Here is a 17,620-nt window from a genome sequence, read left to right as displayed (position 1 = left end):
GGATCGTCCCGGAGTTGGATGAATGTCGTGAACAGCAGTCCGCGCCATGACGACCGGCCACCGCATCCGGTGCCTCCGGTAGTGCGTGCTGTTCCCGCGCCGGCTCCGTAGAGCCGCGCCTCCCCCGCGCGTACGCCGCCGTCCCATTCCCGGCGGCGTACGCGCGTCTCCCTTTCCCGCACGTCCACCGCCCCGTCCCGGGGCGACTGAGCCGTGCCCGTACCCAGGAATCCACCATGACTTCCGCAACCCTGTCCGGCCGTACCGTCCTGGTCACCGGAGCGACCTCCGGAATCGGCTACGAGACCGCGCGGCAGCTCGCCGAGCGCGGCGCCACCGTCCTCATCCACGGCCGCACCCGCGAAGAGGCCCAAGCCGCCGCCGACCGGCTCATCGCCACAGCGGGCATCGATGCCGCCCATCTGTGCGCGTACGCCGCCGACTTCACCCACCTCGACGACGTCGAGGCGATGGCCCGCCGGGTCGTCGATGCCCACCCCCACCTCGACGTCCTCGTCAACAACGCGGGCATGGCCGCCCCCGAGCGGCACACCGTCACGGCCGACGGCAACGAGATCGCCTTCCAGGTCAACTTCCTCGCCCACTACCTGCTGACCTGCCTCCTTGAGCCCGCGCTCACCACCGGCCCGGGCGGCCGCGTCGTCAACGTGTCGTCGTCGCTGCACCGGACCGGCAACATCCAGTGGAGCGACCCGAACCGCTCCCGGCGCTACTCCCGGCTCGCCGCCTACGCCCAGTCCCAGCTGGCGCTGACGGTCTTCGCCGCGGATCCGCGCGTGGCCGCCGTCTCCGTGCACCCGGGCGTCTGCGACACCGCCCTGCTGCCGCTGTACGCACACGAGGGCACCCCGGCCGCCGAGGGCGCCGCCCACGTCGTACGCCTCTGCGACCCGGCCGTCGAGATCGTCAACGGCGCGTACTACGACCGCGACGAACGCGTCGACCCGGCTCCCGCGGCCACCGAGAACCGCTCGGTGCAGCGCCTCAGCAGGCTCGCGTCCCTGCTCGTCGGCCACACCGCCTGAAGGCGCACGTCAGATGCTGACCACCTCACGCACAGCCGCCAGGAAGTCCTCCGTCTGCGGGTGTGTGGGGTGGGCCGGGCGGGCCAGGTAGACCGTGGCGACGGGGGCGTCGTCGAGCGGGACGAAGCGTACGCCGGGGTGGCCGTGGCTCTCCGCCGTGCCCGCGGCGCCGATGCCGAAGGCGCCGCCCGTGGCGATGAGGTTCAGCCACTCGTCGACGTTGTGCACCTCGACCGTGCGGTCCGGGCGCTGCGCCGGGGGCCAGAGGTCCACCGAGGCGGTGCCGGTGTCCGGCCACAGGGCCAGCGGCAGGGGCGGGCCGGAGGTGAGCTCCGCCAGGCGCACCCGGTCGCGGGTCGCGAGCGGGTGGTCGTCGGGCAGGGCGGCGACGCGGTCCTCGGTGTAGAGGGCCTCGGTGCGGATGCGCGGGTCGGCGGGGATCGTGCGGAGCACCGCCACGTCGGTGTCGCCGGTCGCCAGACCCGCGGTGCTGTTGTCCCGCCGGACCACTTCGAGCGGCGCGTCCGGGTGCGCCTGGCGCCATGAGCGCAGCAGGGGGACGGTCTGCTGCCCCAGGACCGCGCAGGTGTAGCCGAGCCGCAGCGGCCGGTCGACGGTTCGGGTCTCGGCGAGTGCCGCGTCGAGGTGCGCGAGGATGGCCCGCCCGTGGCCGAGGAGGGTCGCCCCGGCCCGGGTGAGGTCCAGATGCCGGGACGAGCGGTCCACCAGGCGGACCCCCACACGTGCTTCCAGCTGGGCGAGCGTGCGGGAGAGGGCGGGCTGCGTCATGTGCAGCTCGGCGGCCGCGGCGGTGACGGTGCCCGCCTCGGCGATGGCGGCCAGGGCCTTGAGATGACGCAGTTCCACATCCATGCCCACCAAGCATAGTCACTGCCCAGATGGCATTTCCGGGTACGGGGCGCGATCCGTAGCGTCGGGTGCACCGGGTGGCTCGTTCGCCCGGCTCCCTCCTGGGGCACTCCCAGGATTTCGCAGGCAACTCCCGGTGACTCCGGGAGGCGTCTACCAGGCATTGGACGGTGGGTTGTGAAGGTTCTTCTGATCGGCGCGGGCGGCACGCTGGGCTCGGCGGTGCACAAGGCTCTCGCGGAGCGCGGCCACGAGGTGATCGGCGTGGGCCGCACGCGCGGGGACCTGGTCTTCGACGTCACCGACCCGGAGGCCGTGGCCCGGCTGTACGCGCAGGCCGGTCCGCTGGACGCGGTGGCCGTCGCGGCGGGCGACGCCGTGTTCAAGCCGCTGGCCGAGCTGGCCGCGGAGGACTTCGCGGCGACGTTCCGCGGAAAGGCCCTCAGCCAGCTGGAGCTGGTCCGCCAGGGCGCCCGGCACGTGGCCGCGACCGGCTCGTTCACGCTGGTCAGCGGGATCCTCACGGAGGAGCCGATCGTGGCCGGCGCCGCCGCCTCCGCGGCCAACGGCGCGGTCGAGGCGTTCGTACGGGCCGCCGCGATCGAGCTCCCGCCGCAGCGGATCAACGCGGTGAGCCCGACGGTGGCCGAGGAGTCCCTGCCCGCCTACGGTCCGTTCTTCGCGGGCATGGAAGCCGTCCCGGCGGCACGCGTCGCGACGGCGTACATCCGCTCGATCGAGGGGGCGCAGACGGGGCAGGTCTACCGGGTGCGCTAGGGCGCCGGGCCGGATCTCCGAGGCTTCACCCGACGCGCTCGCCCACCGCGCCAAGCAGCGCCGGCCCGCCAGCCACGACGGCTGACGGGCCGGACCGCCTCCAAGCCTCCCTCGCTGTGCGTTACTTCTGCCAGCCGACCGTCTCCGGCAGCGGGCTGTTGAAGATGGTCGCGCCGACGTTGGCGAGTCCCTTCTTCACGCCGTACGTCGAGGGGCCGCTGTACAGGGGCAGGAAGGCGTACTGCTGGAGCGCCTTCTGCTCGATCTTGTTGACCGCCGTGATCTGCTGGTCCAGGTCGGCGATGTCCGCGGCGGCGCGGATCTCCTTGTCCAGTTCCGGCGTGCCCGAGCCGGTGATGTTGGAGTCACGGTCGGAGCAGTAGAAGTCGCACAGGTAGCGGGCTCCGAACGGGTCCATGGAGCGGTTTCCCGACACGAAGAGGTCGAACCTGCGCTCGCTGAGGATCTTGGAGAAGTCCGCGTCGTCGGCCTTCTTGATCACGACGTGGACGCCGGCCGGCTTCAGCATCGCGGCGAACGCACCGGCGGTGGCCTTGGCCAGCGGGTCGTCGCCCATGAGCGTGTAGCCGACTTCGAGCTTCTTGCCGTTCTTGACGCGGATGCCGTCGTCCCCAGGCTTCCAACCCGCCGCGTCGAGCGTCTTCTTGGCCTCGTCGGGCGCGTACTTCAGCACCGCCGAGACGTTGTCCTGGTAGCCCTTCTGGAAGCTGTAGAGCACGGCCGAGCCGGGCAGCGGCTCCTTGTAGTCGAGGCCCTGGAACTGGATCTTCGCGATCTGGGTGCGGTCGATGCTCTGCTGGATGGCCTTGCGGACGTCGCTCTCGGCGAGGACGGACGACTTGGTGTTGAAGTACAGCGCGTACTCGAACGGGCTGCCGCCGCTGCGGATCTCCGTGCCCTTGAGCCCCTTGACCTGCTTGAGGCTTTCCGCGTCGGAGGCGGAGGCGTAGTCGACCTGGCCGTTCTTGAAGGCGTTGACCGCCGCGGTCGACTCCAGGTTGACGTAGACGCGCTTGTCGAGCTTGCCCTTCTTCCCCCACCACTTCGGGTTGCGTACGAAGGTGATGTTGCCCGAGTGGGTGTCCCAGCTCCCGACGGTGTACGGGCCCGCGCCCCACTCGGGGTGGGCCGTCTTGACGTACGCCTTGTTGAAGTTGTCGACCGTGGCGGCCTTGGGGTGCAGGAACGTGGTGAACAGGCTCGACCAGGCGGCGTTGACGCCCTTGAAGGTGATGACGGCCTGCTTGGCGTCCTTGCCCTGCTCGACGGAGGTGATCCGGTCGTAGCCGTCCGTGGACGAGGCCGCGTAGGCTTTGTCCGACCCGTTGTTGGCCTTCCAGGTGGCCTGGATCGCGGTCCAGTCGATGGGGGTGCCGTCGTTGAAGGCGGCCTTCGGGTTGATCGTGAGCGTGACCTTCTGGTTGCCGCCCTCCACGGATCTCTTCACGTCGCTGTAGTAGTCGGGGTTGTACTGGACTTCGCCGGTGGGCGCGTAGGTGATGGCGTCGGCGTTGTACCAGGACCAGACCCGGGACGCGGTCAGGGTGGAGTTGACGTTGAAGGGGTTGCCCTGCTCGTCGAAGGTTCCGACGGTGGTGTAGGTGCCGCCGTCCTTGATGTTCTCGTACGGCTGCGGGTTGTAGTCGGCGGCCGACGACGCGGCCTTCTGCACGTCCTTGCCGTCCGTCTTCGCCGCGTCCTTCCCCGAGGAGGACTGGCACGCGGTGGCGGCGACGGAGATGGCGGCGAGAAGGGCGACGGGCAGGGCCAGTCTTGTGCGCATGGCGGAGTGGTTCCTTTGTGGTTCGGTACGGATGAAAGTTCTGGAGGTTCGGGCCTGGCCGCTCAGACCGCGTGACAGGCGTACTGGTGTCCCGGCTGCCCGGCCACCTCGGCCGGTGCGGGACGTTCCGTACGGCAGCGCTCGCGTACGTCGTCGGCGGCCAGGCGGTACAGCGGGCACCGGTCGACGAAGGCGCAGCCGGCGGGCAGCCGGGCGGCGCTGGGCTGTTCGCCCTGCAGCACGACGCGTTCGCGGGTGCGTTCGCGCTCCGGGTCGGGCACCGGGATCGCCGACAGCAGGGCCCGGGTGTACGGGTGTTTGGGGTCGGCGAAAATCGTCTCGGTGTCGCCGGTCTCGACGATGTGCCCCAGATACATCACCGCGATGCGGTCGGACACGTACCGGACCACGGCCAGGTCATGGGCCACCACGAGGTAGGCGAGCCCGAGTTCGCGCTGGAGCCGCGCCAGCAGGTTGATCACTCCGGCCTGCACCGACACGTCCAGGGCGGAGAGCGGCTCGTCCAGGGCGAGCAGCTTGGGTTCGGTGGCCAGGGCGCGGGCGATGCCCACCCGCTGGCGCTGGCCGCCCGACAGAGCGGCCGGGAACCGGTCGCCCACCGAGGGGTCGAGCCCGACCAGGGCCAGCAGCTCCGCGATGCGGGAGCGGATCGACTCGCGGTCCCGCCCGATGGCCTGGAGGGGCTCGGCCAGCAGGTCGAAGACGGGCAGTCGCGGATCCAGGGCTCCCAGCGGGTCCTGCATGACGATCTGCACGTCCCGCCGCAACTCCCGTTTGCGCGCGGTGGTTTCGACCGTGCTGACGTCGGTTCCGGCGATCTCGATCCGGCCGCCCTCGGGCTTCCTGAGCCGCAGGACCTCCAGCAGGGTCGTGGTCTTGCCGCTGCCCGACTCCCCCACCAGGCCCAGGGTCTCCCCCGCCCGCAGCTCGAAGCCCACCCCGTTGACCGCCCGCAGCGTGCCGACCCGGCGCTTGAGGAGGGCGCCCTTGGTGATCGGGAAGGTCTTGACGAGGTCCTCCACGCGGAGCACCACCTCACCTGTCCCGGAACGTTCGGCGGCCCGGTGGACGGGTGCGACACCGCCCGCCGGATCCAGCGACCCGTCGGCGATCTCGTCGGCGCGTACGCAGGCCACGTGGCCGTGGCCGGTGACCTCGCGCAGCTCCGGCTCGTCGGTGCGGCACGCGTCGAGGGCCACGGCGCAGCGGCTCGCGAACGGGCAGCCCGGCGGGAGGTCCACCAGACGCGGCGGTTCCCCGCCGATGGGCACCAGCGGGCGGTGGACGCCGCTGTCCACGGTCGGTACGGCGGCGAGCAGCCGGGCGGTGTACGGCATGGTCGGGCGGCGGAACAGTTCTCGTACTCCCGCCTGCTCCACGAACCGGCCCGCGTACATGACGGCGATGTCGTCGGCGTGACCGGCGACGACTCCGAGGTCGTGGGTGATCAGGACGAGGCCCGCGCCGGTCTCGCGCTGCGCCAGGCGCAGGACGTCGAGGATCTGGGCCTGCACGGTGACGTCGAGCGCGGTGGTGGGTTCGTCGGCGACGAGGACGGAGGGTTTGTTGGCGATCGCCATGGCGATGACGACGCGCTGGCGCATACCGCCGGAGAACTCGTGCGGGAAGGACTTGGCGCGCTCGCGCGGGTCGGGGATGCCGACGAGGCCGAGCAGTTCGACGGCCTGCTCCCAGGCGGCCCGCTTGCTGAGGTCCTGGTGGACGCGGAGGGCGTCGCTGAGCAGCCGTCCGACGGAGAAGATCGGGGTGAGCGCGGAGAGCGGGTCCTGGAAGACCATGCCGATGGCGTTGCCCCGTACCTCGGAGAGCGCCTTGTCGCCGAGGCCGACCAGGTCGCGTCCGCCGAGCAGCACCTGGCCCCGCAGGTCCGCGGTGGGCGGCAGCAGTCCCATGATGCCCATCGCGGTGGCCGACTTGCCGGAGCCCGACTCGCCGACGATGCCGAGGGTGCGGCCCGGCAGGAGGTCGAAGCTGACGCCGCGCACCGCTTGGACGGGGCCGGCTTCGGAGGGGAAGGAGATCCGCAGGTCACGCACCGAGAGCACGGGAGTGGCGCCGGTGGGCGTGGCCGGTTGGGTGGGGACGGTCGTCGCGAGGGTCATCGTCGGCCTCCTGCCGCACCGGTCACGGATGTGGGGTCGAGGGCGTCGCGCAGTCCGTCGCCGACGAACGTCATCGACACGGTGAGCAGGACGACCAGGCCCGCGGGGAAGGCGAAGAGCCAGGGGGCGCTGGTGACGGTGCCCGCGCCGTCCGCGAGCATCGTGCCCAGCGACACGTCCGGGGTCTGGACGCCGAACCCGAGGAACGACAGGGCGGTTTCGCTCAGTACGGTCGCCACGACTCCGAGCGTCAGGTTGACGATCAGCAGGGAGCCGAGGTTGGGGATGATGTGGCGCAGGATGATGCGCAGCGGGCGCACCCCCATGAACTCGGCCGCGGTCACGTAGTCGCGTTCGCGCAGTGAGGTCGACACCGACCAGATCACGCGCGCGGTGGACATCCAGCCGAAGACCGTCAGGACGGCGATGAGGACCCGCCAGTCGCCCGCGAGGCGGTGCGAGACCAGGGCGAGGATGAGGAACGAGGGGACGATCAGCAGGAAGTGGATGACGGCGAGCGTCGCCTTCTCCACCCGCCCGCCGAAGTAGGCGGCGCTGGAGCCGACGATCGCGGCGACGACGACGGTCAGGACGGAGACGCTGACGGCGATCACCAGGGAGCGCTGGAGTCCGTGCACGGTGGAGGCGTAGATGTCGTTGCCGCCCTGGTTGGTTCCGAACCAATGGGTGGCGCTCGGCGGCTGGGTGAGTGCGGCGAAGTCGGCGTCGGAGTACGCGTAGGAGGTGAACAGGCCGCCGAACGCGCTGAACGCCACCAGCAGCACGAAGATCAGCACACCCACGACGGCGAGGCGGTTGCGCAGGAAGCGGCGCAGGAAGAGCCGTCCGCGGCCGAGGTGGCGGCCGTCGCGCCGGGCGGAGGGCGCCTTGTGCGGCACCGGGTGTGCCGTCGCCGGGGAGGCGTCGGCGCTCGTCGCCTCTGTGGTCACATCGGTGGTCACGTCAGCTCACCCTCACTCGCGGGTCGAGGAAGACGGTGGCGATGTCCGCGAGGATCGCGCCGATCGCGGTCAGCGCCGCGGCGAAGGCGGCCGTCGCGACCGTGCCGTGCACGTCGTTCTTGCTGATGGTCTGGATGAAGTAGCGGCCCATGCCGTTCCAGCCGAAGATCGTCTCGGTGATGATGGCCCCGGTGAAGATGGACGGGATGCTGAACGCCACGGACGCCGCCGTCGGGATGAGCGCGGCGCGCAGGGCGTGTCGGCGGATCGCCTGGGTCCGGGTGAGCCCGGTGGCCTGGGCGGTGCGTACGAACTCGGCGTTGATCGTGTCGAGCAGCAGCGCACGCTGCGTCAGGTGGTAGCCCACGTAACCCATCAGGGTCAGCGTCAGGGTCGGCAGGATCAGGTGCAGCAGCCGGTCGCCGACGGTGGGGAGCAGCCCCTCGACGTTCGGTGAGTTCTCCCCGGCGACGTAGAGGAAGTGCAGCCCGGCGTGCTGGTTGAGCCAGATGGCGACGAAGACCACGGCGAGCGCGGCGACCGACGTCGGTATGTTGAACACCGCGATGGACACCGCCTGCGTGACGCGGTCGGCCCAGCCGTACTGCCGCGACGCGGTGTACACCCCGAGCGCGACGCCGATCACCACGGACAGGACCGTCGCGATGACCACCAACTCCGCGCTGATGAGCGACCGGTAGCCGATCTCCCCGTTGACCGAGACACCGGTCGGTGACTTCCCCCAGTCGAAGCGGAGGAACACCCCGGTGAACCAGTCCCACCACCGGTGCACCAGGGGGACGCTCGGGTCCAGGTTGTACGGCGCCAGGGCCCGGTCGATCTGCTCCTCGCTGCGGACGGGTCGCAGCTCCTTGAAGTTCGACCGCGGATCCAGGAACCAACTGGCCAGGAAGTAGGTCGCGTTGGTCGCGACCACGATCATCAGGAGCCAGCCCAGCGCCTTGCGGGTCACATACCGCACCACGCCCGCCACCTCCTCACCGCACGCGGGAGGTGTGCCCCGGGGGCACGGAATCTGAGGGAGGTATACATGCGCGGTGGAGCCTTCTGGAGGTACAGAACGTATGCACAGACGTGCGAGCCCGAGTCTGGTCCGTACCTGTGAAGCGACACCAGGGTTTACGGGTTTCCGCCATGAGGCCGAAACGCCGCTGTAGTAATCCGTCCGGCTGGCCAGCTGTCGAAAATCCGCCCATGCGCCGGACGGACCTGGGATACTGACCTTGCTGAACAGGTGCTGGTCGCATGTTCCACGGGGGAGCCGGATGGCCGAGGTACGGATCAGCGTAGGAAGCGCCGCGGGCGCCACGGCCCTGACCGGATGGCTGCTCCGCGATCCCTCGGTGGCACGCTCCGGCACCACGATCGAGCCTGCGAGCCCCGCCGCCGCACCGGCCACCACCATGGGGTCCGTGGACACGATCACCGCCGTGGCCAACAGCACGGTGAGCCTGCTCGGACTGCTGGTCAGCACCGCCGCCTGGCGCCGCCCACGCGGAGCGCGGACTCCCACCGTACGGATCACCGAGAGCGACGGCACCGTGCTTGAGGGAACGCCCGAGGACGTCCTGCGGATACTCCAGGCCCGTCGGGAGCCGGAGCAGTCCGACTCATGACCGCCCGACTGTCCGACCCGGCGGCCTCCCGGGCGGTACTGATCGGCATCCCCCAGTACGCCGCGGGCAGTCGGCTCGCCCAACTGCCCGCCGTGGAACGCAACATCACGGCGCTACGGGACGCCCTGTGCGACGACACCGTCTGGGGCCTGGCCCCGGCGAGCTGCCGCATCCTCGACGGCAAGGCCGACACCGGCGACATCATGCGGGCCATCGACACGGCCGTCCAGGAAGCCTCGGACACCCTGCTCGTCTACTACGCCGGACACGGACTGCTGCACCCCGACCGCCCGACCGAACTCCACCTCGCGCTGCACGACTCCAACGAACAGCAGATGTGGCGCGCCCTGCCCTACGCGCACATCCGCGACGAGGTGCGTGCGGCCCACCGGCGGCACGGCCTCAAGTGCGCCATGGTCCTCGACTGCTGCTTCAGCGGAGCCGCCGTCGAAGGCGGTATGAGTGCCCGCGAGACCCTGCTCAAACAGGCCGCCGACATCGACGGCGTCTGCGTCCTCACCTCCAGCGCGGCCACCGAAGTCGCCTACTCGATGGCCGACGAGGAGCTGTCCGCCTTCACCGGCGCCCTGCTCCACCTGCTGCGCACGGGCGTGCCCGAGGCCGGTCCGGTGCTCGACTTCGGGACCGTGCACGCCCGGCTGCACCAGAGCCTGAGCAACCGGGAACACGCTCAACATCCGCAGATCGGGGCCCACAACTCGGGTGAGCGGATCGCCGTCTTCCACAACCCCGCCTACACGGCGCCAACCCCGCACGAAGCCGACCGCACCGCCGACGTGCCGGGGCCCCTGCCCGCCACACGCCTGTTCGGCCGCGAACGCGAGCTGCGGGAGCTCACGGCGGAAGCCGCCCAGGGGCCCGGCGTCCTCGTCATCCACGGACCTCCCGGCGTCGGCAAGTCGGCGCTGGCGGCGTCGCTGCACCAACGGCTCACCCACCGCGCCGAGGGGCAAACCGTCACACCCGTCGTACTGCTCGACGACGTCACGGACGCCACCGAGCTCAACCACACCGCCGCGACCGCGCGCGACGCGCTGGTCATCGTCACCAGCCGCGCCTCACTCACCGACGCGATGCCACCGCAGCACGTCCGCCGCTACGCGCTCGCTCCGCTGGCGGTGGGCGACGCGGTGGCGCTGATGCAGGACATCAGCGGGCTGACCGGGCACGACGGCGAGCTCGCCGAGATCGCCGAGCTGTTGAGCTGCTTCCCGCTCGCCCTGCTCCCCATCGCCGCCCGGCTGCGCCGCACCCCGCCCGACCTGCTCCTGGACGCCATGCGGGAGTCGGACCGCCCGCTGCAGCACCTGCACTCCGACGACGACCGCGTCCGTACGGCCTTCACCGTCTCGTACGAGGCACTCAACGACCAGCAGAAGCAAGTGCTCCGGGACTGCGCCGGACACCCCGGCCCGGACTTCGATCGCCGCTCCGCCGCTGTCCTGTGCCAACTGCCACCCGGCATCTGCGGGCTGATGCTGGAGGAGCTCGTCGACGGAGGACTCCTCCAGCGCGCCAACGGCCGTTATGCCTTCCACGACCTCTACCGCAGCTACTCGCGCACCACACCGGCGGAGGAGGCGCTGCGGCGGACCTCGCTGTATCTGCACCTGCGCAGCCGACTGAGACCCGCGGGTGAGGACAGTGCGCTCACGGCCTGGCGGACCGCCGCGCTCGGCGAACTGCGCGCGGCGGCCCGGGCCGCGCGCGAGGACCGGTGGAACCTCGCGACCGAGCTCACCTGCGACGTGGCGAAGGCCCTGCACGAGGAGGAACGGCCCGAGGAGGCCAAGGAGGAGGCCGAGGCCGCGTACCGCCACGCCAAGGACCACAGCCACGGAGTCGGCGTCGCCCGAGCCCGGGCCGTACTGGCCCGCCTGGGCGCGCAGCCCGCGCCCGGCCGTGTCGCGACGACGGTGAGCGCCCCCTCGGCCACCCGACAGGACGTGGCCGACGAACTCCAGCGCGCCGCCGAGGCGGCACCCGAAGGCGCGGCCGAGCACGGCCGGCACCTCATGGACCTGGCCGAGCGGGCGCTGGCCGCCGATCTCGTCGAGGAGGCCCTGCGGTTCCAGGCCGAGGCACGCTCCTGCGTGGAGGAGGCCGGGGACCTCGCACTCCTGGCCGAGTGCCTGGTGGGCGAGGCGGCACTGCGTGTCCACGCCGGTCAGCATCCGGACGCGGCCGAACTGGCCCAGAGGGCGGCCCGGTTGCTGGACGAGCGGGGCGACCGGGAGGGAGCGGCCCACGCACACGCGACGGCGGCGGAAGCCCTCCGCAAGGCCGGAACCCTGGCAACGGCACGCCACCATGCCCGTCTCGCGCTGGAGCACTTCGAGGTGGTCGGCACCCCCGCCCATCTCAGCTACGCCTACCGCCTGATCGCCAAGATCGAATGGGCGCTGGAAAACCATGACCTCGCGCGACGGCTCATGCACCGGTCACACGAACTGCGCCACGGCCCCGACGCCGAGGAAGGCCCCTCGACCCAGGCCATCGCCCATCCGTCGTCCCGAGCCGTCCGCATGGGCAACCGGCTGGGCGACTGGGAGAATCCCCGCTCCATGAACCAGGGCCTGTCCGGGTGACCGTGGGCAGCAGCTCCCTTCGGGAACGCGCCATCGTGGGGTGGAGAAACCTCCGGACCGCCGCTCCCAACCTGCCAGCTCCTCAGCGTCGGCAGTAGGCAGTCCATTTGCCCAGTACGACCGGCGTCGAGCGCGTAGCCTGCTGCGCAGCGCGAGCGAGCAGGTTCGCTGCGTGCACGATCCGTCCCGTAAGAGGAGTGCTCCGCCATGCGCATATCCAGACCCTCGCACTCACGCGCCAGAGCGGCGGCCGTCGTCGGCGCGGCCCTGGCGGCCGTCCTCACCCTCGCGGGCTGCCAGGACAGCTCCTCCGGCGCGGCCTCGACGCCGCCGTCGCTCACGGCGAGCGCCACTCCGGGGACCGGATCTCCCACCGCCACTCCCCCGACCACCCCGGCCACGCTTCCCGCCGCCTCGCCCAGCCACACACCGACCCCGACCCGGACGAGCGCGAAGCCGCACACCCCGGCTCCGGCGCCGACGAAGTCACGCACCCCGAAGCCCCCGGCGCCGGGCGGCAACCCGAGCACGAAGCCGACTGCCGCCACCCACTCCGGCAGCTGCGAGATCGTCTCCAACGCGGGCAACTGCTACAACGCCGGCCAGTTCTGCCGCAAAGCCGACCTCGGCCGTTCCACGCATGCCGCGAACGGGCGGATGATCTACTGCCGGACCGTCAGCGGCCGCCCTCATTGGCAGTACTGAGCTGATCTTCCCGGCCGAAACCCTCAGCCCGTTCGCGGCGACGATGCGTCAGGGCCGACCGACAGCGTCGAGGGCATGCTCCTTGAGGAACGCACCCGCATGGGCTGCCGCTTCCTCTGCGCTCGGGTAGCACGTCCCCTCGTCGGCCGCACTCGATGCCCCATCGGCACCCTTGCCTGTCCAGCTCCAACCGCCTGATGACGCCTGCACCAATGCAGCCGTTCCGCCGAAGAGTTCAAGGGTGCTCGTCGGGGGCGCCGGGCGGCTGACCGCGTCGGGCCACTTCTTGCGTGCGCCCTGCCGGGTGATGCCCCACACGGCCCCCAACTGCTCGTAGCTCGCGCCGTAGGAGCCGGCGGTCGCCGCCGCGTTCGCAGTCAGCCGCTTGACCTCGGCGTCCACCACCTTCCACGCGGCGAGGACGGACAGAGTCACTTCGACGGGGTCCGCGTCCCATATGCGGTCGGCCGGGAGACCCGTCTCTCGGGAGCGTATGGCTGAGGCCAGGGGATTCAAGGCGTCGTACAGAGCCTTGTCGAGCTCCACCTGCTCTTCTGGGGTGATCTCAGGCACCATCATGCGACAACCATAGTTCACGCAAGCCCAATTGGGAACTAAAGTTACCGTCCGGAGAGTCCGAGTCCGGGCGTACTCAGAGTCTGCTCGGCCATCCGCTGCTCCCCGAGCGCGTTGGGGTGGACGGGGACGATGTTCTGCCCGAACAGGAGCGGTTCGATCCAGCGCGTCCCGGCGGGTGCGCACGCGTCGTGACCCTCGGACGCCCGGGAGAAGTCCACGTAGGTGGCTCCGGTCTCGTCGGCGGCGCGTTCGACGACGGCGTTGAGGTGCGCCTGGATGCCGCGTAGGTACGGGACGTCGCCGGAGGCGATGGGCAGCTTCAGGAAGCAGGACGGGTCGGCGGTGGCCGGGGTGATCCAGGGGTAACCCAGCACCGCCACACGGGCGTGGGGCGCCTTGGCGCGGACGGCGCGCAGGGCGGTCTTGAGCGCGGGATACGTGTTCGCGTCGATCTGGTCGTCGAACGCGGTGCCGTTCTGGTCCTTGCAGGGGCTGCCCTGACCGCCACTGAAAACGCCCGCGGTGCCGCAGGCCAGGATGGCGCCGATGAACGTGTTGTTGTCGTTGCCGCCGATGGTCAGCGTCACCAGGTCGGTGTCGGCCGTGACGGCGTCCAACTGGGGTGCGGTGCCCGGGTACTGGGACTGGGAGAAGTCCTTGGTCTGGGCGCCGCCGCAGGTCACGTCCTTGAGGTGCGCACCGGTGCGGGAGGCGATGACGTGGGGGTAGTTCACGGTGGACCGCAGGCACAGCAGATTGGTCGGATCCACGGGCAGGACGCCGGAGCCCGCGCTGTAACTGTCCCCGAGGGCGACGTAGTTCAGGGCCTGGACGGAGGTGGTGTCCGCGTGCGCGGCGGTGGTGCCGACGAGGCCGAGGGCCAGCGCACCTGCCGCGACTGACGCAGACATGACATATCGAAGTGACTTACCCATGGTTGCTCTCTCTTCCCGGAGAACGGTGCGCGCGCCGGACCGGCGCGACGAAGGAGCGGCTCGAACAACGAAAGGCCGGTGCGGGATTACCGCCCGGTTCTACCCATAGGTAATGTGAGGCGCCGCCAAGTCGGCGTCAATATCGGTGACCGGACTTGTGTGAAATCCTCACGACCATGACAGCCGCGGCGCCACAAGGAGCACTTTCCGCGAAAATCACCTCATGCAAGAACATGCACATTTCGGCGCCGGGTTCAGTACGCTCGCTTTCACACGGCCACGTTCCGTGTACACAGGCACAGTTCGACGGTAAGGCAGCATTTCACAGGGGGCCCGGGTGTCAGATCCGCGGAATGCCGGTGTACCGGTGATCACCGTCGACTACGGCGTCGACGACGGGGAGAAGTCGTTCCTCTCCCGTACCCGCACCGCCGTCACCCAGGTCACGCGGATCAGTTCCGACACGCTGGCGCAGAACGTGGCCACGCTGTGCCAGTACGTGGGCGGGGTCTTCGAGCAGGCCTCCACCGCCTCGGACACGCTGGAGCTGACCGGCCTGGAGGTGCACGTCCAGGTCACCGCCAAGGGAGAGGTCCGGCTCGTCGGCGCCACCTCCGCCGAGGTCAACGGCGGCATGAAGCTGATCTTCCAGCGGAGGGCGGGAGGCTCGGTGTGAACGTGGCGGTGGCCGTCGGATGCTCCCGCTACGAGGACGAGGACATCGCGGATCTGCGCTTCGCCCACCGGGACGCGCTGCGGATGCGGGACACGCTCGCCGCGTCCATGGACATTCCGGCGGACGCCGTCTTCGCCTTCGCCGACGGGCTGCCGGAGGCACTGCCGACCCGCCACAACGTGCTCCGTACGATCGCCAAGCTGGCCACGCACGCCACCGCCCCCATCGACCGGCTTTTCTTCTTCTTCAGCGGCCACGGCTTCCACTCCACCGTGGACGGGAACGACTACCTCATCACGCGGGAGTCCCTCACCTCGGCCCTGGAGGAGACGAGCCTCAGGTTCGACCTCCTCGTGCGGATGCTCCGGGCCACCGGCGCCGCCCACGTCGTGCTGCTGCTGGACGCCTGCCGTACCGCCGTGGCGGGCGGCAAGTCACTCTCCCCGACCGCCGCCAAGGTGGACGTGGAGAAGCTCTGCCCGCCCGGCATGGTGTCGTTCTGCTCGTGCGCACCCGAGACGAGTTCGTACGAGAGCGCCCGGCTGGAGTCGGGCATCTTCTCCCAGGCCCTCCAGGAGGCCTTCGGGGACGAAGGGCGATGTGTCACCGTCGGACAGCTCGACGCGTTCCTGACGGAACGGGTCCCCAGGCTCGCCCGGCAGTACGAGAAGCCGCTCCAGCGCCCGTACTCCCGCGTCGAACCGGCGGCACTCGTCGACCTCGAACTCGTCTCGCCGCGCAAGAGAAACGAGTGGCGGGCCTCGGCCGGGGTGGGCGAGGAGATCAGACAGCGGTCGGTCGTCCGGGCGGCCAGCACCAGGATCCCCGACCGGGCGATCTTCGCCATCGACTTCGGCACCACGACCTCGGTCATCGCGGTGATGGACACCGACCGCAACGTACACCTCCTACCAGCCGGGGACGGCAGGAAACTGGTGCCGTCCGTGGTCACGTTCCTCCCGGACTTCAGCTATCTGGTGGGCTCGCGCGCCGTGGAGCTGGAGCACTTCTCCCCCGGGCGCACCGTGCGGGCCGTCAAGCGTCACCTCGGCACCGACTACGCCCTGTCGCTCGACGGAAAGGAGCTGTCGCCGGAACTACTGGCGTCGCTGGTCATCAGAAGCCTGCGCGGCAACGCCGAGGACGCCCTGGGGCGGCTGCCGCAGGACGCCGTGATCGCCTACCCCGCCAACTTCAGCATCCGACAGGCCAACAGCCTGTTGCGCGCCTTCGAACTGGCGGGGCTGCGCGTCGCCCGGATGGTCGGCGAACCCAATGTCGCGGCCTATCTGCTGCTCGTGGACCGTCCCGGCTGGGAGGGCCACGCCCTCGTCGTCGACCTCGGCGGCGGCACCCTGGACGTCGCGGTCGTCGAAGCGGGCGACGGTGTGCTGGAGGTCAAGTCGGTCTACGGCGACAACCACCTCGGCGGCCTCGACTTCGACGCGGCGCTCGCGGCCCGGCTGAAGCAGCGCCTCTTCGCCTGGAACAGCGCGGTGGTCTTCGACGCCGCGCTGGAGGCACAGGTCCTCAAAGAGGCCGAGCGCGCCAAGCAGTTGCTGACCACGCACCAGTCGGCGGTGGTCGCCATCCAGGACATCGAGGTCGGATCGCAGGTGATGTCGCACGACTTCACCGTCGACCGCGCCGAGTTCCGGGACGTGTGCGAAGAACTGACGGCACGGTTCGCGTACGTCGCGCGCACGGCCGTCGACGACGCGTGGGACCGCCCGCCCATCGACGCCGTCCTGCTCACCGGACAGGGCGGAAAGACGTTCACCGTCCGCGAAGCCCTCGAAAGACTGCTGCCCGACGCCGAATTCATCGACCTCTACCAGGAGTTCGCCGTCTGCCACGGACTGGCGATGCAAGCCGGGGTACTGCAAGGGCTGCAAAAGGACGTGCTGCTGCTCGACATGAGCCATCGGGGTATCGGCATCCGATGCACGCCCGTGAGCGGAAGCGGCGCACAGGGGACCGGTGGCGAACACCGGCTGCGCAAGACACCGGCTGCGGACGCGAGCAGCCATGTGCTGGTGGACAGGCTGACCACGATCCCCACGAAGCGGTCCGAGGAGTTCGTGTTCGAAGGCCCACCGGGAGCCGACGTCGTCATTCCGGTGATCGAGAAGTCCAAGACGTCCCACGAAGACGTCGAGATCTGCACGATCACCCTGCCCTCCCCGCAGTCGGCGGTGCACGTCGAGCTGACGGTGGACATCGACGCGAACAGCGTCATGGTGCTGGACGTGGCGGACCGGACGAACAACACGCACCGGCGCTTCCAGCTCAACCACCACTACCGGCAGTCCCGTTCCGCTCCCGGCCTCGGCTACGGGCAGATCGACCTGATGCTGGACGGCTGGGCCGTCTACGAGCTGGAGTGGGCCGACACCCTCACGCGCTCGCCCGAGGAACGGGCCGCCGCCGTGCCGCACACCCTCGCCGACATCGACATCGCCGAGCTGATCACCAAGCTGGACGAGGATCACGCGCGCGGTGCGGTCCTGGACTGGCAGGTCCCCCCACACTTCCGACGCAAGGCCCGCCTCCTCCTCGCCATCGGCCGACGCGACGAGGCGGCCCGGGCACTGGCGGAGGCCGTCCGCCGCAGAGTCTCCGGTGTCGAGTCCGACTACGAATGGGAGGCGCTCACATCCGATCTCGACCTCGCCCACCGGGAACTCGACGGCACCCCCGCGCTCGCCCTGGTGAGAAACGCCGTCCAAGGTCTGCTCAGCCACGACCGGCGGCCCGGCCCCAGCCGGGCCCAGGAGGTGATCCGGGCCCTGAAGAGCATCGGCGCCCACAAGGAGGCTCGTCGCCTCGGCCGCCCTTCGGGGTGACCTCGACGGCCCCATAAGGCGCACCGTATG

The 17,620-nt window shown here is 70.4% G+C and carries 14 protein-coding genes; 7 read left to right on the top strand and 7 right to left on the bottom strand.

Annotated elements, in window-relative coordinates; translation table 11 throughout:
- Positions 1-236: 236 nt before the first annotated feature.
- Positions 237-1,046: an SDR family NAD(P)-dependent oxidoreductase gene (locus tag IE252_RS03755; RefSeq protein ID WP_190087761.1), complete on the top strand. Its 810-nt coding sequence runs from the start codon at positions 237-239 to the stop codon at positions 1,044-1,046.
- A gap of 9 nt (positions 1,047-1,055) precedes the next feature.
- Here IE252_RS03755 and IE252_RS03750 read toward each other — a convergent pair whose 3' ends face one another.
- On the bottom strand, positions 1,056-1,919 hold the full coding sequence (locus tag IE252_RS03750; protein ID WP_190087760.1) for a LysR family transcriptional regulator: 864 nt from the start codon (positions 1,917-1,919) through the stop codon (positions 1,056-1,058).
- 174 nt (positions 1,920-2,093) lie between these two features.
- Between IE252_RS03750 and IE252_RS03745 the strand changes: the two genes are divergently transcribed.
- A complete protein-coding gene (locus tag IE252_RS03745) occupies positions 2,094-2,693 on the top strand; it encodes a short chain dehydrogenase (RefSeq protein WP_190087759.1) in 600 nt (199 codons plus the stop codon).
- A gap of 121 nt (positions 2,694-2,814) precedes the next feature.
- Here IE252_RS03745 and IE252_RS03740 read toward each other — a convergent pair whose 3' ends face one another.
- The 4 genes from IE252_RS03740 to IE252_RS03725 form a co-directional block, all read right to left on the bottom strand.
- The gene (locus tag IE252_RS03740) at positions 2,815-4,497 is read right to left on the bottom strand and encodes an ABC transporter family substrate-binding protein (protein ID WP_190087758.1); all 1,683 of its coding nucleotides are present in this window, start codon (positions 4,495-4,497) and stop codon (positions 2,815-2,817) included.
- Between the two features lie 62 nt (positions 4,498-4,559).
- A complete protein-coding gene (locus IE252_RS03735) occupies positions 4,560-6,641 on the bottom strand; it encodes a dipeptide ABC transporter ATP-binding protein (RefSeq protein WP_190087757.1) in 2,082 nt (693 codons plus the stop codon).
- Positions 6,638-7,540: an ABC transporter permease gene (locus IE252_RS03730; protein WP_190087863.1), complete on the bottom strand. Its 903-nt coding sequence runs from the start codon at positions 7,538-7,540 to the stop codon at positions 6,638-6,640. Before IE252_RS03730 ends, IE252_RS03735 begins: the two co-directional genes overlap by 4 nt.
- A gap of 64 nt (positions 7,541-7,604) precedes the next feature.
- A complete protein-coding gene (locus IE252_RS03725; RefSeq protein WP_190087756.1) occupies positions 7,605-8,588 on the bottom strand; it encodes an ABC transporter permease in 984 nt (327 codons plus the stop codon).
- Between the two features lie 301 nt (positions 8,589-8,889).
- Between IE252_RS03725 and IE252_RS03720 the strand changes: the two genes are divergently transcribed.
- The 3 genes from IE252_RS03720 (at position 8,890) to IE252_RS03710 (ending at position 12,554) form a co-directional block, all read left to right on the top strand.
- The gene (locus tag IE252_RS03720; protein WP_190087755.1) at positions 8,890-9,240 is read left to right on the top strand and encodes an effector-associated constant component EACC1; all 351 of its coding nucleotides are present in this window, start codon (positions 8,890-8,892) and stop codon (positions 9,238-9,240) included.
- On the top strand, positions 9,237-11,849 hold the full coding sequence (locus IE252_RS03715) for an ATP-binding protein (RefSeq protein ID WP_190087754.1): 2,613 nt from the start codon (positions 9,237-9,239) through the stop codon (positions 11,847-11,849). The genes IE252_RS03720 and IE252_RS03715 overlap by 4 nt, the downstream gene beginning before the upstream one ends.
- 207 nt (positions 11,850-12,056) lie before the next feature.
- Positions 12,057-12,554 (top strand): hypothetical protein, encoded by a 498-nt coding sequence (locus IE252_RS03710; protein WP_190087753.1) that lies wholly within the window; start codon positions 12,057-12,059, stop codon positions 12,552-12,554.
- A gap of 48 nt (positions 12,555-12,602) precedes the next feature.
- Here IE252_RS03710 and IE252_RS03705 read toward each other — a convergent pair whose 3' ends face one another.
- Both IE252_RS03705 and IE252_RS03700 read right to left on the bottom strand, forming a co-directional pair.
- Positions 12,603-13,133 (bottom strand): hypothetical protein, encoded by a 531-nt coding sequence (locus IE252_RS03705; protein ID WP_229847929.1) that lies wholly within the window; start codon positions 13,131-13,133, stop codon positions 12,603-12,605.
- Between the two features lie 41 nt (positions 13,134-13,174).
- Positions 13,175-14,044 (bottom strand): SGNH/GDSL hydrolase family protein, encoded by an 870-nt coding sequence (locus IE252_RS03700; RefSeq protein WP_373298496.1) that lies wholly within the window; start codon positions 14,042-14,044, stop codon positions 13,175-13,177.
- 361 nt (positions 14,045-14,405) lie between these two features.
- On the opposite strand from IE252_RS03700, the gene IE252_RS03695 reads away from it, so the two are divergent.
- Positions 14,406-14,744, top strand: coding sequence for a Pepco domain-containing protein (locus IE252_RS03695; protein ID WP_190087751.1), 339 nt, complete (start codon positions 14,406-14,408; stop codon positions 14,742-14,744).
- On the top strand, positions 14,741-17,590 hold the full coding sequence (locus tag IE252_RS03690) for an Hsp70 family protein (protein WP_190087750.1): 2,850 nt from the start codon (positions 14,741-14,743) through the stop codon (positions 17,588-17,590). Before IE252_RS03695 ends, IE252_RS03690 begins: the two co-directional genes overlap by 4 nt.
- Positions 17,591-17,620: the final 30 nt, after the last annotated feature.

Source organism: Streptomyces melanogenes, from assembly GCF_014649795.1.
GTDB lineage: Bacteria > Actinomycetota > Actinomycetes > Streptomycetales > Streptomycetaceae > Streptomyces > Streptomyces noboritoensis.
The sequence above is the reverse complement of the archived record's forward strand: the minus strand, read 5'-3'. Positions and strand labels throughout refer to the sequence as shown.

Bases quoted from the DNA above. Each gene is read 5' to 3' on its own strand.
- IE252_RS03755 (WP_190087761.1), top strand. From the start codon at position 237: ATGACTTCCGCAACCCTGTCCGGCCGTACCGTCCTGGTCACCGGAGCG.
- IE252_RS03750 (WP_190087760.1), bottom strand. From the start codon at position 1,919: ATGGATGTGGAACTGCGTCATCTCAAGGCCCTGGCCGCCATCGCCGAG.
- IE252_RS03740 (WP_190087758.1), bottom strand. From the start codon at position 4,497: ATGCGCACAAGACTGGCCCTGCCCGTCGCCCTTCTCGCCGCCATCTCC.
- IE252_RS03735 (WP_190087757.1), bottom strand. From the start codon at position 6,641: ATGACCCTCGCGACGACCGTCCCCACCCAACCGGCCACGCCCACCGGC.
- IE252_RS03720 (WP_190087755.1), top strand. From the start codon at position 8,890: ATGGCCGAGGTACGGATCAGCGTAGGAAGCGCCGCGGGCGCCACGGCC.
- IE252_RS03715 (WP_190087754.1), top strand. From the start codon at position 9,237: ATGACCGCCCGACTGTCCGACCCGGCGGCCTCCCGGGCGGTACTGATC.
- IE252_RS03710 (WP_190087753.1), top strand. From the start codon at position 12,057: ATGCGCATATCCAGACCCTCGCACTCACGCGCCAGAGCGGCGGCCGTC.
- IE252_RS03705 (WP_229847929.1), bottom strand. From the start codon at position 13,133: ATGATGGTGCCTGAGATCACCCCAGAAGAGCAGGTGGAGCTCGACAAG.
- IE252_RS03700 (WP_373298496.1), bottom strand. From the start codon at position 14,044: ATGTCTGCGTCAGTCGCGGCAGGTGCGCTGGCCCTCGGCCTCGTCGGC.